The following is a 14072-nucleotide window of genomic DNA, read 5'->3' on the forward strand; positions in this document are numbered from 1 at the left end:
CTCCGGCCCGAACAAGGATCGTTATGGTGCACGATTTCCCCTCACCCGCCCGGACCCTCGCGGGCATCACCGTCGCCGCCGTCGCCGTCCTGGCCACCGTCGGCTGCTCCAGCACCTCCGACACCGACCCCACGGAACCGGCCGCCGCCCAGGCCGCCGGGTGGCCGCGCACCTTCACCAACGCCGACGGCACCACCACCGAGATCCCGAGCAAGCCAGAGGCGATCGTCTCCACCTCCGTCTCGGTGACCGGCACCCTGCTCGCCTTCGAGGCCCCGGTGGTGGCCTCCGGCTCCGGAGGCACCGGTGAGTTCTTCGCCCAGTGGGCCAAGGTGGCGGACGAACGCGACGTCGCCAACCTCTGGCCCGCCGGGAAGGTCGACCTGGAAGCGGTCTACGCCCACGCGCCCGACCTCGTCGTCGTCTCCGCCACCGGCGCCGACTCGTTGGTGGACCAGATCGACGAACTACGCGCGATCGCCCCGACGATCGTCGTCGACTACGGCGGGAAGACCTGGCAGGAACTCGCCGTGACGCTCGGGCAGGCGACCGGCTTGGAGGCCGAGGCCGAGCAGACCGTCACCGCGTTCGACGACTATGTCCAGGAGGCGGCGTCGAAGATCCAGGTGCCCGACGGCAGCGCGAACGTCATCTCGTTCAACGGCGCCGGAGAGAGCAACCCGATCGCGCGCCGGGGCTCCGCCCAGGCACGTCTCCTCAACGACCTCGGCTTCACCATCGAGGACCCGAACCCAGAGTGGAACACCCGAAGCCAACTTCGCGAGGACTTCGTCTGGACCGCGTACGAGAACCTGACCACCCTGACGGCGGAGACCACCTTCATCCTCAGCAAGGACGACGCGGGCGCGCAGGCCTTCACCGAGGATCCGGTGCTCGCGAACGTGCCCTCGGTCGAGCAGGGCCAGGTGTACGGACTCGGGCTGAACTCGTTCCGGGTGGACCGGTACAGCGCGACCGAGATCGTTGACAGCGTCGTCGCGCGCTTTGCCAAGTAGCCCGACGACCGGGTGGGGGCGGCCTCGTCCCCACCCGGTCCGGACCACAGCCACCAGCCCACGCCCGCGACACCGCGGCACCGGGCTGCTTCTGCTCTCGGCCGTACTGGTGATCGGCACCTTCGCCAGTGCCACCGTCGGCACCCGGGCCATCCCTCTCGCCACCACCTGGGACGCGGTGACCGCGTTCGACCCGACCAACTCGGCGCACCTGCTCGTCGTCCATCAACGCATCCCCCGTGCGCTGCTCGGCATCGTGGTCGGCGTAAGCCTGGGCGTCGCCGGCGCGGTCATGCAGGCGCTCACCCGCAACCCCCTGGCCGACCCGGGACTGCTCGGCGTCAACGCCGGGGCGGCGACCGCCATCGCCGCCGGCATCGCGTTCTTCGGCGTGACCGAGCCGTCCCGCTACATGTGGCTCGGCGTCCTCGGCGCGGGAATCGCCGGAATCATCGTCTACCTGCTCGGCGGCCTGCGCACCGGCACCAACCCGGTACGGCTCGTGCTTGCCGGCGCCGCCCTCACCGTCGTTCTCATGGCCCTGACCCACCTCATTCTCGTCAACAGCACCGAGCAGGTCTACGACCGCTACTGGCACTGGATGGTCGGCTCGCTCGCCGGCCGTGGCACCGACGTGCTGATCGCCGCCGGCCTCCTCACCACCGCCGGGCTCCTGCTCGCCTACGCCCTCGCACGTCCGCTCGACGCGGCGATGCTCGGCGAAGAGCTCAGCCGGTCACTGGGGGGCAGCCCCACCCGGGTCTGGGCAACCGCGGGCCTCGCCGTTATCGTGCTCGCCGGTGCCGCCACGGCAGCGGCCGGGCCGATCGCCTTTCTCGGGCTGGCCGCGCCGCACCTCGCCCGGCTCCTGGCCGGTGTGGACCACCGCTGGGTCCTGCCCTACTCGGGCGCCCTGGCCGCTGCGCTCATCGTTGTCGCCGACACCCTCGGCCGGGCCCTCCCCGCCAGCGGTGAGGTGAGCGTCGGCATCATGGTCTCGATTCTGGGCGGGCCGTTCTTCGTCCTGCTGGTGCGACGCCGCCGAATGGTGCGGTTGTGACCCCGGCCCGGCTGCTCCCCGAGGGGCGACAGGTGTGGCGGGTGGGCAGGACCTCCCTGGTGATCTCGCCGCGGCTGGTGACGATCACGGTCGTCCTGTTGGTCGTCGGCGCGGCCCTGGGCGTCGCGGCGATGGCGATCGGCACACTGCGACTCTCGTTCGCCGAGGTGGTCGCGGCGGTCGTCGACACCTCCGGGAACGCCCAGCACGACCGTGTCGTGCGGGGTCTGCGACTACCCCGCGTGATCACCGCGCTCTCCGCCGGGGCCGCGCTGGGTATCTCCGGGGCCATCTTCCAGTCGGTGTCCCGCAACGCGCTCGGATCACCCGACGTGATCGGCTTCACCACCGGAGCGGCGACCGGGGCGATCGTGCAGATCATCGTCTTCCAGGCCGAGGCCCTACAGGTGTCACTGGGTGCAGTGGCCGGAGGGCTACTCACCGCGATAGTCGTCTATATGCTCTCCCGTCGGGGCGGCGTGACCGGCGGCTACCGGCTGATCCTGATCGGGATCGGGGTGAGCGCCGTGCTCGGCGCGGTGAACGGGCTGCTGCTCGTGACCGGAGATCTGAACCAGGTGTACACCGCCAGTCTGTGGCTGTCGGGTTCACTCGACGCCCGTACCTGGACGCACGCCCTGCCGGTCGCGGTCGGTGTGCTCGTTCTCGTACCGCTCGTTCTCCCCCTCGCCCGCCGGGCATCGCTGATCGAGATGGGCGACGACATCGCCCAGCAGCTCGGGGTCAGGGTGGAGCGCACCCGGGTGCTGCTCATGCTCGCCGCGGTAGCCCTCGCCGGGCTGGCCACCGGAGCCGCCGGACCAATCGCGTTCGTCGCCCTGGCCGCACCGCAACTCGTGGTTCGGCTCACCGGCTGGCGTCGCATGCCGGTGGTCAGCGCCGCCGCGATGGGCGGGTGCCTGCTGATCCTCGCCGACACGGTCACCCGGCTGCTGCCGATCACCGCCGCCGTCCCGATCGGCCGGATCACCGGCATCGTCGGTGGCCTATACCTCATCTGGATGCTGACCCGCGCCAAGCAGGTCTGAGCCGGAAGGACCCCATGACCTCCCCACCCGCTCTCGAGGCAGCCCGCCTGACGCTCGCGTACGAGTCACGTCAGGTCGCTCACGATCTTGACGTCTCCATCCCGGACGGCGCGGTAACCGTGATCCTTGGCCCGAACGCGTGCGGCAAGTCAACGCTGCTACGGGCGCTCGCGCGATTGCTTCGCCCCAGGACCGGCCAGGTACTGCTCCACGGCCAGGACGTGCAGCGGCTGGCCCCGAAGGAACTGGCCCGCCGACTCGGGCTGCTACCACAGTCCTCCGTGGCGCCGGCCGGTATCACCGTCGCCGACCTCGTCGGCCGTGGCCGCTTCCCGCACCAGCGAATGTTGCAGCAGTGGAGCCACGAGGACGAGGAGGCGGTGGCCCGGGCGCTCGCGGCGACCGGAGTGGCGGAGCTGGCGGACCGGACCGTCGAGGAGTTGTCCGGCGGCCAACGACAGCGGGTGTGGATCGCACTGATCCTCGCCCAGGAGACGCCGGTGCTACTCCTGGACGAACCCACCACCTACCTCGACATCTCACACCAACTCGAGGTGCTCGAACTGTGCCGGCGGCTCAACCGCGACCAGGGACGCACCGTGGTCCTGGTGCTGCACGACCTGAATCAGGCAGCACGCTACGCCGACCATCTCGTGGTGCTGCACGACGGCGCGGTCGCGGCCACCGGCGCCCCGGAGACGGTGCTCACCGAGCAGTTGCTGCACGACGTCTTCCGACTGAAAGCCCGCGTCGTCACCGACCCGGTGTTCGGCACACCGCTGGTCATCCCGATCGCCGCGCGGAACACCGCCGCCGCATGACGTCACCGCTGGGACGCAGGACCGAAGGAACAGACGTGAAGCCCACCGATGGCCCGAGCCGGGTCACGCTGCCGCCCGCACCGCCGAAGCCGCCGTCGCGCCGCACCCCGAGCCCACGCATCGCCCGGCTCGCGGCCGACTGCTCGGCGACCGAGTTCTGGGAGACGGTCGCCCGCCGTACGCCCCTGGTCGAGGAGGCCGGCGACGGCGAGCGGCGGGTGACGTTCCTGTGGCGGTCCGCCGCTGCCACCGCGGTCCACGTGACCGTCAATCGAGTGACCTATGACCTCGACGACAGCCGGATGGAGCGGGTGCCCGGCACCGACGTGTGGCACGCCGCGTTCCGCCTACCCGCCGACTGGCGTGGGTCGTACACGGTGCTTGAGACCGACGCGGCGGGAAGCAGCACGCTGTCCGGCACCGAGTCGCGGTGGGCGATGCGCACGATCCGCGAGGAGGGCAGCACCGACCCCCGCAACCCGAGGCGCGTCCGCACCCACAGTGGCCGGCTCGCGTCGGTGGCGGAACTGGACACCGCGTCGCCGCGGGCAGCGCCCGCGCAAGGACCGTCTCCCCGCGCTCAACGCCTGGTCACACCGACCGGGCGCCCGGTGTGGCTGTCCCCGCCGCCCGATGCTGACGGCACGCCCCGGCCGCTGGTCGTGGTGTTGGACGGGGAGGTGTGGCACGCCTCCGGCTACGCCGCCGCCAGCGCGGACCGGCTCGCAGAGTCGGGAACGATCCGTGCGCCCTATCTGGCATTGGTCGAAACCGGGGGCAGCTCGCCGCGACGGATGGCCGACCTGAGCATTGACGGCGCGATGAGCGAGGAGGTGGTCACGACCCTGCTGCCGTGGCTACGCGATCGGGTGCCGGTAAGCGACAACCCCCGGGATGTCGTGCTGACCGGAGAGAGCCTGGGCGGGCTGACCGCGTTGAAGACCGCCTTCGACCACCCGGAGTCGGTGGGTGCGGCGCTCAGCCAGTCGGCGTCACTGTGGCAGGCCGACCTGCTTGACCGCGCCGCGACGGCCGGGCCGGTGCGCCTCTTCCTCACCGTGGGTGTGTTCGAACCGACGCTGCTGGAGCCGCACCGACGACTACGGGAGGCGCTCGCGGAGAGCCCGCCCACTATGGCGTACCGGGAGTTCCAGGGTGGGCACGACATGGCCTGGTGGCGCGGGCTGTGGGAGGACGGTGTCGCGGACCTTCTCGGTACCCGACGGCTGCCGTCGATTCCGTCACCACCCTGAGACCGTGTCGATCACCGGAAGTCGGCGACGGTAGCCGCCCGGCACGGATCGCGGGGCTGCTATCCGGCACAGCCCACAACGTTGACGCAGTTGTTCGGCCGATTCTTGATCACGATGGTGCCGGTGGCGGTGTTCAGGTCCACCGTGCCGCCGTCGTTGAGGACTCCCCCACCATCGGTGACGGCGAGATTGTCGACCACCTTCGTCGCCGCGAGGCTGACCGTCCCGGAGTTATGGATTCCGCCACCCCGGTCGGCCCGATTGCCGAGGATCCGGGCACGTCGTATCACCGTCTGCCCCATGTTGAAGATTCCGCCGCCGGCAGCGGCCATCGCGGTGTTGTCCTTGATGATGCTGTCCTCGATGACGACGTAGCTCCCCCCACCGATGTCCCCCTCAACGAAGAGACCACCGCCCAGACCGGACAGTGCGGTATTGCCAGTCAGGCGGACCCACCGCAACGTCAGCTGCCCGCCGAGACCAACCCGGGCCCCACCGCCGTCGGAGTGGGTCAGATTTCCGGTGATTCGGGTGCCGGTTACCGTGCCGATGCCGCCCGAGACGAACAATCCACCCACAGACTGCGCCCAGTTGTCGGCGATGCTGCCGCCCTTGACGGTCACACTGCTGTCGGAGGCGAAGATGCCGCCACCGAGGTCGGCGGTGTTTCCGCCGACGTGCGACTGCACGATCTCCAGCGGGCCGGCACTGAAGATCCCACCGCCGCGCTGGTTCCCGATATTCCGTTCGACACTGGAGTGTCTGACCCGGGTGGTGCCGCTGTTGGCAATACCGCCACCCAGGATGTCGGCGATGTTACGAGTGACGGCGCTGTGGTTGACGGTCAACGCTCCACCGGTCTCGACGAGGATCCCCCCGCCACCGTCGGCGGCGTGGCCGCCGGTGATCGTCAGGCCGTTGAGGGTGAGCTGACCACCGGCGTGCACGGCGAGAATCCGGAACTGGTCGACGGCGGCGGCCCGCTCGATGGTGGTGTTCCTGCCGCCGGTGAGGGTGATCGGGGTGGTGATCGCGGGCAGACCGGCGCCACCGAGGTCGGCGGTGAGCAGATAGGTGCAGCCCTCAGCGAGGTCGAGCACGGCACCACCGCCGGCGTTGGCCTGGGCGATCTCGGCGATCAACCGATCCGGGTCGCAGCCGACCGGCCTGCCTTCCCGCCGCTCCTCGTCACCCTTACCCGCGTCGCCGCTGACCCCGCCACTCTGGTCCGCCTCGCTACTGCTTTCGTCCCGATGGTCGTCGGCGGACGGCCCGCCAACCGGGGTCCCGGGCGCGCCAACGGCCGGCAGGGCACGTCTGATCGTCTCGCCGGCCGGAGTCACGACAGTGCCGACGGCGATGAGCGCCAGACCGGTCGCCCCGGCCAGCCCGACAACCCACCACCGCCGCCACCATGGCCGCACCGGCTCCTCGCCCGGACGGTCGGGCTGCTCTCCCTGGGCGTGGCGCTGATGGTTCATCGCGGTCTCGATGTCCTTCCCCGTGCAACGGCAAGGAACCACCCGGCCGGGGTGCCAGTCGAGGTCACTTCTCGGCTACCCGCCGGGTGGTACCAGCCACCGCACGCTAAACAAGGGAGAGCGACCCGAAGCCCTAAATGCGACTAAATCCACCAAACCAGATGAACGTGAATATCCTTACGTTCCCCTGGCTACGAACTCCGTGCCGGGCCGGGGCTCGGCCGCGACCTCGCCGTCCGGCCGTCGGCGGGCTCGGCCGATCGCGAGAACTGCCGCCGCCGAGCCGAGGGCCAACGTCAGTCCGGCGCAGCCGAGAATGGTGGGCTGGGCACCGTCTTCCGGCGGTGCTCATTGAAGGGCAAACCGGCTGACCGCGACCAGACTCATGCCGTCACCCAGATATGACAACACGAACCCCGGGAGCAGTCGCCGCAGAATGCGGTGCCGCAGGACCGGCCAGTAGGGCGACGCACGAATAGCAGCAGGTATTGCTTTCCGGGAAGCATCCCGGGAGGCATCCCCCTCCACCACCGACCAATCGCAAAAATATTAGCTCCCAGCAGAACTGGAGCTTCGACTGAAGCAAATACCGGAGCTACCACCGCCCGACTCCCATCGCACCACCGGCATCACGAGCAGGGCGGTGAAGTTCATCTCAGCCTCGGCCCCCTTCCCAGCACACACGAGGATCGGCCCAGGCAGGAGCGGCATGGGGACCCCGCGACCACCGACCGCTGGCGGGCCGCCGCCCGCAGGGCAACCGCGCCGGAAGTCGGCGAACATGAACAGGGACGACAAGTACCGCGACTGCGGCACACCTTCGGTGATCACATTCCAGCCGCGGCGCGGCACCCGCTATCGCGAATATGAATTCGCGTCTCATTTCAATGTCCACCCGCCACCCACAGAGCAATCTGCGACAAGGTTTTGATCATGCTCATGAGCCGCCTGCCCGCTAGAATCGATTAATCATCGATCAGTCAAGATAAATTATCGAGATCGCGATTCATGGACGAGTCAGGATCTCACTGATCCTGCTGCCAAAACACTAGGCGTATACACCAGTCAAATTGGATCTCAATGAGGGGAGGAGTATGTCCGCCACCGACCCACATCCGGTCCCAAACGAGGAACCTGAGCAGCACATCGGGATGCAGACCCCGGATCCGTGGCTCGATCCTGAGCAGACCGACTGGCCAGTTGTGGAGGTGAACATCAATGGCATGGATGGTGGTGCCGAACCTGGATGAAGCCCGTGATCAACTCAACAAGCGGTTCCCCAAGCGGGACACCCGGTCGGACGGCTCGATCGGCGACACCTCCCACCAGGACTCTCCGTCGAGTCACAATCCAGACCTGACCGGTCTGCCAGAGTATCGCGACGGCGACAACCTCGATGAGGTGCGGGCCCGAGACTTCGACGCCGACCTACGCGACCCGGACGGGGTCACGATGGAGCAGGTCGTGCAGCTGTGGGTGACACTCGCCCGCTCCGGTGATCTGTGGTGGGTGCGGTACATCATCTACAAGCGCCGAATCTGGCACCGCCGCAACGGCTTCGCCACCCACACCTACACCGGCTCGAACCCGCACACGACCCACTGCCACGTGAACTCGGACTTCACCCAGGCCGCCGACACGGTACGGGGCACGAACTGGCGACTCGACCAGCTCGGCAAGCCGACCCCGGCGCCGCCGCGGCCGGCACCCGGGCCAGCGGTGGCGTTCCCCCTGCCGAGCGGCTACTACTTCGGCCCCCGCTCAGGCGGTGACAGGTCGGTGTCGGGCTACTACCGCCGCAAATTCAACGGCAAGTCGGACCGACAGTGGCTCGCTATGTGGACCAAACAACTCACCCGCCGAGGCTGGCCCGCCGGCAAGGGAAAGCGGTACCTCCGCAAGAACGGCCACGACGGCCAGTACGGCCCGGAGCACCGAGAGCTGATCAAAGCGTTCCAGGCGGATCAGGGCCTCAACAGAGATGGGCTACTGGGCCGCAAGACGTGGGATGCCGCCTACCGCAACCCGGTGACGTGATCATCCGTAAGGGTTCCGCCCCACCACGTTTCGCAGTGGGGCGGAACCCTTGGTGCTCTGCTCGGGGTGTCAGCCGGCGCAGCCGGGGACGTCCACGCAGTTGTTGGGTCGGTTCTTGATAACCACGGTGCCGGTGGCGGTGTTCAGTTCAACCGTGCCGCCGGAGTTCAAGATGCCCCCGCCGTCGGTGACGGCGATGTTCTTGACCACCTGCGTCGCGAAGAGGGTCAACGTGCCAGAGTTGTAGATGCCGGCGCCCTCGTCGGCCTGATTACCGATGACCTTGGTGTTTCGCAACACGGCTACTTCCGAGTTGCGGATTCCTCCGCCGAGTTCGGCAGCGGTGTTGTTCTTGATGATGCTGTCCTCGACCACAGCGATGGTTTCCACCACTTCAGCACCCTCCACGTACAAGCCGCCGCCCACACCCGACAGCGCGGAGTTGTCGGAGAGGTTGACCTTCCGCAGCGTCAACTGCCCGCCTTCGCCAACCCGGATACCGCCACCGTTACCACTGGCGGTGTTCTTCGCGACCTTGGTGCCGGTCAGCCTGCCGATTCCACCCGCGAGATACAGCCCGCCTCCGTTGGCGGCCTGGTTGCTGGAGATGCTGCCGCCCTTGACGGTGACGGTGTTGCCACCTTGGTAGATACCGCCGCCGGTTTCAGCGGTGTTGTTGTCGATGTGCGACTTGACGACCTCCAACAGGCCGGTGCTGAAGATCCCACCGCCTTGTTCACTGGTGGTGTTCCACTCGACCTTGGAGTGCTTGACCCGGGTGGTGCCCAGGTTGGCGATGCCGCCGCCGTCTCCGTCGCCTTCGACGATGTTGCGGGTGATGGCGCTGTGGTTGGTGGTCAACGCTCCACCGGGGTTGACGAGCACTCCCCCACCGTTGCCGTCGGTCTGGCCACCAGTGACCTTCAGGTGGTTGAGGGTCAGATCGCCACCGGTGTTGACAGTGAAGATCCGGAACTCGTCAACGGCGGCGGCGCGCTCGATCGTGGTGTTCTTGCCGCCGTTGAGGGTGATCGGGGTGACGATCGCCGGCAGACCGGCACCGTCGATGTCGACGGTCAGCAGGTAGGTGCAGTCCTTGGCCAGGTCGAACACGCCGCCGCCGGTGGCGTTCGCGGACGTGATCGCGGCGATCAGCAGGTCGGCGTCGCAGGGAACCGGCGTGCCCTTCGGCGTCTCCTTCTTCCCCTTGTCGCTCTTCCCCTTCGCCTTCTTCCCCTCGCCCCTGTCACCCTTGCTCTTGTCGTCGTGCTTGGACTTGCCGTTGTCCCGGTGGCTGTCCCCAGACTGGGTTTCGGCGCTGGTGGCGGCGCGTCCGGCAGCGCCGGCAGCCGGAGCCGCCGCGACGCCGACGGCGGTGAGGGCCAGCCCGGCTACGCCGGCCAGGCCGACCGTCCACAAGCGCGACCGCCCCCGGCGTCCGTCTGGGCGGTCGGTCCCGGGTTCGTGGGTGTGCTGCTGATGGTTCATCGCGGTGTCGATGTCCTTCCCCGTGAACGGCGAGGAAGGACCGACCCAGGCCAGGCTTCCTCGGCTACCAGGCAGGCGGTAGCAGCCATCTCGCACGCTAAACCGACACTCCTCCTAGCTGAACATGAACACGAAAAACACCCCTAAACCAGACATAGTTGGGCGAGTGGCGTGGCCGGTGTCCGCCGCCCGTGGACCCGGCCTCGGCCGGAGGCCCCTTCGGGACCGGGCCCACCTGATTGCAGGACCAATTGCCCTGTCGCCCCCAGGCCCGCGGGCCACAGGATTGCCCGTGCCGACAGGGCCGGCTGAAGGGCGGGAACAGGTGGACCTTCCGATCATCATTCAGGGTGGGATGGGCGTCGGTGTCTCCAGCTGGCGGCTGGCCGCCGCCATATCCGCCGCAGGCCAGCTCGGAGTGGTGTCCGGGGTAGCACTCGACGCGTCACTGGCCCGCCGGCTACAACTCGGCGACGAGGACGGCACGCTCCGGCAGGCGCTGCGCGCATTCCCCGCGCCGGAGGTCGCCCAGCGGGTGCTGGACCGCTACTACGTGCCGGGGGGAATTCCCGCCGGCACACCGTTCCGACCGGCGCCGCTGCTGAGCATGCGGCCACGACGACACGCGAACGAGCTGGCCGTGGTCGCCAACTTCGTCGAGGTCCACCTGGCCAAGCAGGGCCACAGCGGCGTCGTTGGCATCAACTACCTGGAGAAGATCCAGCTCGCCACCCCCGCCGCGGTGTACGGAGCGATGCTGGCCGGAGTCGACTACATCCTGATGGGCGCCGGCCTGCCCAGTGAGATCCCGTCTCTGATCGACGCCCTGGCCCACCACCGGCCGGTCCAGTTGCCCGTCGCCGTTGAGGGCAGCACAGCGGGGGAACCCCACACCGTCGCCTTCAACCCGCCTGATGTGACCGGCGAGCTACTACCGCCCAACCCGCGTCCGCGGTTCCTGGCCATCGTCTCCGCCGCGTCCCTGGTCAGCTACCTTGCCCGCAGCCCCCGTACCTGCCCCGACGGCTTTGTCCTCGAAGGGCCCGCCGCGGGCGGCCACTCGGCTCGGCCACGCGGCAAAATGGTCCTTGATGACAACGGCGAACCCGTCTACGGCGAGCGCGACCGGATCGACCTGGCCAGGGTAGCCGCAGCCGGGCTGCCGTTCTGGATCGCCGGCGGGCAGGCCGACCCGCGGCAGGTGGCCGCCGTCCAAGCGGCCGGAGCCACCGGTGTTCAGGTCGGCACCGCCTTCGCCCTCTGCCGCGAATCCGGAATCAACCCCCGGCTGCGGCGGGAGCTGCTCCAGCAAGCCACTGGCGGGCAGCTCACGATCCACAACGATCCGGCCGCCTCCCCGACCGGCTTCCCCTTCAAGATCGCCCAGCTGGAGGGCACCGCCGCGGAGGACGATGTCTACCGGGCCCGCGCTCGCCGGTGCGACCTCGGATATCTCCGCACCCCGTACCTGCGGCCGACCGGCCGGATCGGCTTCCGGTGCCCGGCCGAGCCGGTAGACGACTACATCCGCAAAGGCGGCGCAGCGGAGGACACCGCGGGTAGCCGTTGCCTGTGCAACGGGCTCATGGGCACGATCGGCCTGGGCCAGCGACGTGGCGGCAACGACACCGAGCCGCCGATCATCACCATCGGCCAGGACATCAGCGTCCTCACCGAGTTGCACCAGCGCTTCGGGGAGGACTACACGGCCACCGACGTGCTGCACTACCTGCTTACGGCAGCCCATTCCGGTAGCTGACCACACGGGCCCCGCACGCAGTGCTCGCACGCGCGTTGCGGGCCTGATGCGTTGACCACGAACCCGCACGCGTGGAGGAACGCCGTGCGCCCCGGCTAAAGGCGTGGGTTACGGCAGTAGCCGACCGATCGATGCTTCTGCGACGGCAGAACCACCTACCTCTCCGACTCCGATCATCGACTGAAGTCGCTATCCTCCAGAGATGTCCGAGATTCACCTCGGGTGGCTCGCCCTACCCCTGCTGGTCGCACTTGTGCTGGTCGTTCACGTGCTGATCGTCATCGTGGCCCGGAGGCGTCGACGCAGGGCTGGTCCCCGCACAGGCAGCAGACAAGAGACGATGGCGGACGCCCGCAAGGCGATCCGCCAGAGTGCCCGCCAGAGCCGCCGTCGACGATCCGGCAGCCTCCGTGGGAAGGGTCGCGGCGGCAGCGAGGGCCAAGCCCTCGACGGCGGCGTGAGCAGTGAGTCCGGCGGCGCGCCGTAGCTCTGGTGGCCTGCGGCACGACGGAGCCCCGCTCCTGCCGTCCACGGCAGGAGCGGGGCCCGGGTGAAACTGACCCGCTCAGGGTCTCGCTATCCGGCGCAGCCGGGGACATTCACGCAGTTGTTCGGACGGTTACCGATAACAGTGGTACCGGTGGCCGTGTTCAGGGTGACGATCCCACCCACCTCGTTGAAGATGCCCCCGCCGTCGGTCACGGCGATGTTGTCGGTGACCTTCGAGGCGAAGAAGGTCAGCGTCGCTGCTGCGACGTTCTGGACACCGCCGCCCTGATCGGCCTGGTTACCGTCGAGCGTGGTGTCGTCCAACGTGGTCGTGCCAGCGTTATAGATGCCGCCGCCCATAGCGCCGGCGGTGTTGTCGAGGATGCTGCTGTCCGTGATGTTGGCCGTGGAGCCGCCGACGACGTTGAGGCCCGCACCGGTTTCGGCGGTGTTGCCGGCGAGGAGGACTTTCTCCATCGTCAACTGCCCTAGAACGAAGACACCCCCACCAACATCGGCAGCGGAGTTCTTCTTGATGTGGGTGTCGGTTACCGAGCCGATTCCGCTTTCGACGATGAAGAGACCGGCTCCCTGATCGGACCAGTTGCCGGAGAGGGAGCTCTTGGTGACCATGACCGTTCCTGCCCTGCTCGCGATGCCGCCTCCCCCGACGGTACCGGTGTTCGCCGTGACCTCGGACCGCTCGACAGTCAGCACGCCCGTGTTGTAGATGCCGCCCCCTTCCAGCGGGGCAGTGTTACGGCTGATGGTGGAGCGCTTGACGGTGGTGACTCCTTCGTTGGCGATGCCGCCACCATTACCGCCGGCGATGTTGCGGGTGACAGTGCTGTGGCTGACTGTCAATTCCCCGCCCGCGATGACGCGGATGCCGCCCCCGTCGACACCCGCCGTGGTGGTCTGGCCGCCGGTAATCGTCAGGTGGTTGAGGGTGAGGTCGCCGCCGGTGTCGACGTAGAAGATCCGGAACTGGTCGGCGGCGGCGGCGCGTTCGATCGTGGTGTTCTTACCGCCGTTGAGGGTGATCGGGGTGACGATCGCCGGCAGACCGGCACCGTCAATGTCGGCGGTCAACAGGTAGGTGCACTCCTCGGCCAGGTCGAAGACACCACCCCCGGTGGCGTTCGCGGACGTGATCGCGGCGATCAACGCATCCGCGTCGCACGGGACCGGAGTGCCGGACCCGCCACTTCCGTCCCGGCCGGTCCCGGTTGACCGGTGGTCCGCATCGGTCGCAGCGGCGGAACCGGGTACGGGCTGGTGTGGTTGAGCGTGGGTGGCGGTGGCCAGAGCGGCTGTGGTGAACGCCAGGCCGGTCAACCCGGCCATCCCGACGGCCATCCACCACCGTGGCGGCCGACTATCAGTGCGGCTGGAGCTGTAGACATGTCGTTGAGATGGCATTGCGGTCTCGGTGTCCTTCCCCGTGAACGGCGAGGAGCCCGCCACCCAAGGGGAACGCGGGTGGCGTGTTCCTCAGCTACCAGACAGGCGGTAGCGCCTCACTGAGCTAAACCGACACCACGCCCACAGAATGTCGAACGCGAAGGAAATACGCGAAAGAAATTCTCATGTCGCTAACGGCGCACCCGCCCCACGCT

General features: G+C 68.4%; 12 protein-coding genes and 1 pseudogene. 9 read left to right on the top strand and 4 right to left on the bottom strand.

The window, feature by feature from the left end:
* The first annotated feature begins 23 nt into the window (after positions 1-23).
* The 5 genes from fepB to SALPAC6_RS0110415 all read left to right on the top strand — a co-directional run bounded on the left by fepB (position 24) and on the right by SALPAC6_RS0110415 (position 5199).
* Positions 24-1016 carry a Fe2+-enterobactin ABC transporter substrate-binding protein gene (gene fepB, locus SALPAC6_RS0110395; protein ID WP_018253357.1) on the top strand — a complete coding sequence of 331 codons (993 nt, stop codon included), beginning with the start codon at positions 24-26 and terminating at the stop codon, positions 1014-1016.
* Between the two features lie 109 nt (positions 1017-1125).
* Positions 1126-2076 carry a FecCD family ABC transporter permease gene (locus SALPAC6_RS0110400; protein ID WP_018253358.1) on the top strand — a complete coding sequence of 317 codons (951 nt, stop codon included), beginning with the start codon at positions 1126-1128 and terminating at the stop codon, positions 2074-2076.
* A complete protein-coding gene (locus tag SALPAC6_RS0110405) occupies positions 2073-3125 on the top strand; it encodes a FecCD family ABC transporter permease (RefSeq protein ID WP_018253359.1) in 1053 nt (350 codons plus the stop codon). The genes SALPAC6_RS0110400 and SALPAC6_RS0110405 overlap by 4 nt, the downstream gene beginning before the upstream one ends.
* A 14-nt stretch (positions 3126-3139) precedes the next feature.
* Complete coding sequence (locus SALPAC6_RS0110410; protein ID WP_018253360.1) at positions 3140-3946, top strand: ABC transporter ATP-binding protein; 807 nt, start codon at positions 3140-3142, stop codon at positions 3944-3946.
* A gap of 35 nt (positions 3947-3981) precedes the next feature.
* Positions 3982-5199, top strand: a complete 1218-nt coding sequence (locus tag SALPAC6_RS0110415; protein WP_018253361.1) for an enterochelin esterase domain-containing protein — start codon at positions 3982-3984, stop codon at positions 5197-5199.
* 59 nt (positions 5200-5258) lie between these two features.
* Here SALPAC6_RS0110415 and SALPAC6_RS0110420 read toward each other — a convergent pair whose 3' ends face one another.
* Together SALPAC6_RS0110420 and SALPAC6_RS30970 are read right to left on the bottom strand one after the other, a co-directional pair.
* Entirely contained in the window at positions 5259-6680 is a 1422-nt protein-coding gene (locus SALPAC6_RS0110420) for an autotransporter outer membrane beta-barrel domain-containing protein (protein ID WP_018253362.1), read from the bottom strand.
* 177 nt (positions 6681-6857) lie between these two features.
* A pseudogene (locus SALPAC6_RS30970) lies at positions 6858-7013 on the bottom strand (MFS transporter); the annotation flags it as partial.
* A gap of 761 nt (positions 7014-7774) precedes the next feature.
* Here SALPAC6_RS30970 and SALPAC6_RS29675 point away from each other — a divergent pair.
* Both SALPAC6_RS29675 and SALPAC6_RS0110430 read left to right on the top strand, forming a co-directional pair.
* A complete protein-coding gene (locus tag SALPAC6_RS29675) occupies positions 7775-7930 on the top strand; it encodes a hypothetical protein (protein ID WP_018253363.1) in 156 nt (51 codons plus the stop codon).
* On the top strand, positions 7908-8717 hold the full coding sequence (locus SALPAC6_RS0110430; RefSeq protein ID WP_018253364.1) for a peptidoglycan-binding domain-containing protein: 810 nt from the start codon (positions 7908-7910) through the stop codon (positions 8715-8717). The genes SALPAC6_RS29675 and SALPAC6_RS0110430 overlap by 23 nt, the downstream gene beginning before the upstream one ends.
* Before the next feature lie 69 nt (positions 8718-8786).
* Here SALPAC6_RS0110430 and SALPAC6_RS0110435 read toward each other — a convergent pair whose 3' ends face one another.
* On the bottom strand, positions 8787-10205 hold the full coding sequence (locus SALPAC6_RS0110435; protein ID WP_018253365.1) for a hypothetical protein: 1419 nt from the start codon (positions 10203-10205) through the stop codon (positions 8787-8789).
* Between the two features lie 325 nt (positions 10206-10530).
* Between SALPAC6_RS0110435 and SALPAC6_RS0110440 the strand changes: the two genes are divergently transcribed.
* A complete protein-coding gene (locus SALPAC6_RS0110440; RefSeq protein ID WP_018253366.1) occupies positions 10531-11964 on the top strand; it encodes a nitronate monooxygenase in 1434 nt (477 codons plus the stop codon).
* A gap of 202 nt (positions 11965-12166) precedes the next feature.
* On the top strand, positions 12167-12451 hold the full coding sequence (locus SALPAC6_RS0110445) for a hypothetical protein (protein ID WP_018253367.1): 285 nt from the start codon (positions 12167-12169) through the stop codon (positions 12449-12451).
* 89 nt (positions 12452-12540) lie between these two features.
* On the opposite strand, the gene SALPAC6_RS0110450 is transcribed toward SALPAC6_RS0110445, so the two are convergent.
* The gene (locus SALPAC6_RS0110450) at positions 12541-13812 is read right to left on the bottom strand and encodes a hypothetical protein (RefSeq protein ID WP_018253368.1); all 1272 of its coding nucleotides are present in this window, start codon (positions 13810-13812) and stop codon (positions 12541-12543) included.
* Positions 13813-14072: the final 260 nt, after the last annotated feature.

Origin of the sequence: Salinispora mooreana, assembly GCF_000379065.1 — a bacterium.
Lineage (GTDB): Bacteria > Actinomycetota > Actinomycetes > Mycobacteriales > Micromonosporaceae > Micromonospora > Micromonospora mooreana.

What these genes read in the sequence shown, in the direction of transcription:
- SALPAC6_RS29675 (WP_018253363.1), top strand. Translation starts at nt 7,775, where the DNA reads ATGTCCGCCACCGACCCACATCCGGTCCCAAACGAGGAACCTGAGCAG.
- SALPAC6_RS0110420 (WP_018253362.1), bottom strand. Translation starts at nt 6,680, where the DNA reads ATGAACCATCAGCGCCACGCCCAGGGAGAGCAGCCCGACCGTCCGGGC.
- SALPAC6_RS0110410 (WP_018253360.1), top strand. Translation starts at nt 3,140, where the DNA reads ATGACCTCCCCACCCGCTCTCGAGGCAGCCCGCCTGACGCTCGCGTAC.
- SALPAC6_RS0110450 (WP_018253368.1), bottom strand. Translation starts at nt 13,812, where the DNA reads ATGGCCGTCGGGATGGCCGGGTTGACCGGCCTGGCGTTCACCACAGCC.
- fepB (WP_018253357.1), top strand. Translation starts at nt 24, where the DNA reads ATGGTGCACGATTTCCCCTCACCCGCCCGGACCCTCGCGGGCATCACC.
- SALPAC6_RS0110435 (WP_018253365.1), bottom strand. Translation starts at nt 10,205, where the DNA reads ATGAACCATCAGCAGCACACCCACGAACCCGGGACCGACCGCCCAGAC.
- SALPAC6_RS0110445 (WP_018253367.1), top strand. Translation starts at nt 12,167, where the DNA reads ATGTCCGAGATTCACCTCGGGTGGCTCGCCCTACCCCTGCTGGTCGCA.
- SALPAC6_RS0110430 (WP_018253364.1), top strand. Translation starts at nt 7,908, where the DNA reads ATGGTGGTGCCGAACCTGGATGAAGCCCGTGATCAACTCAACAAGCGG.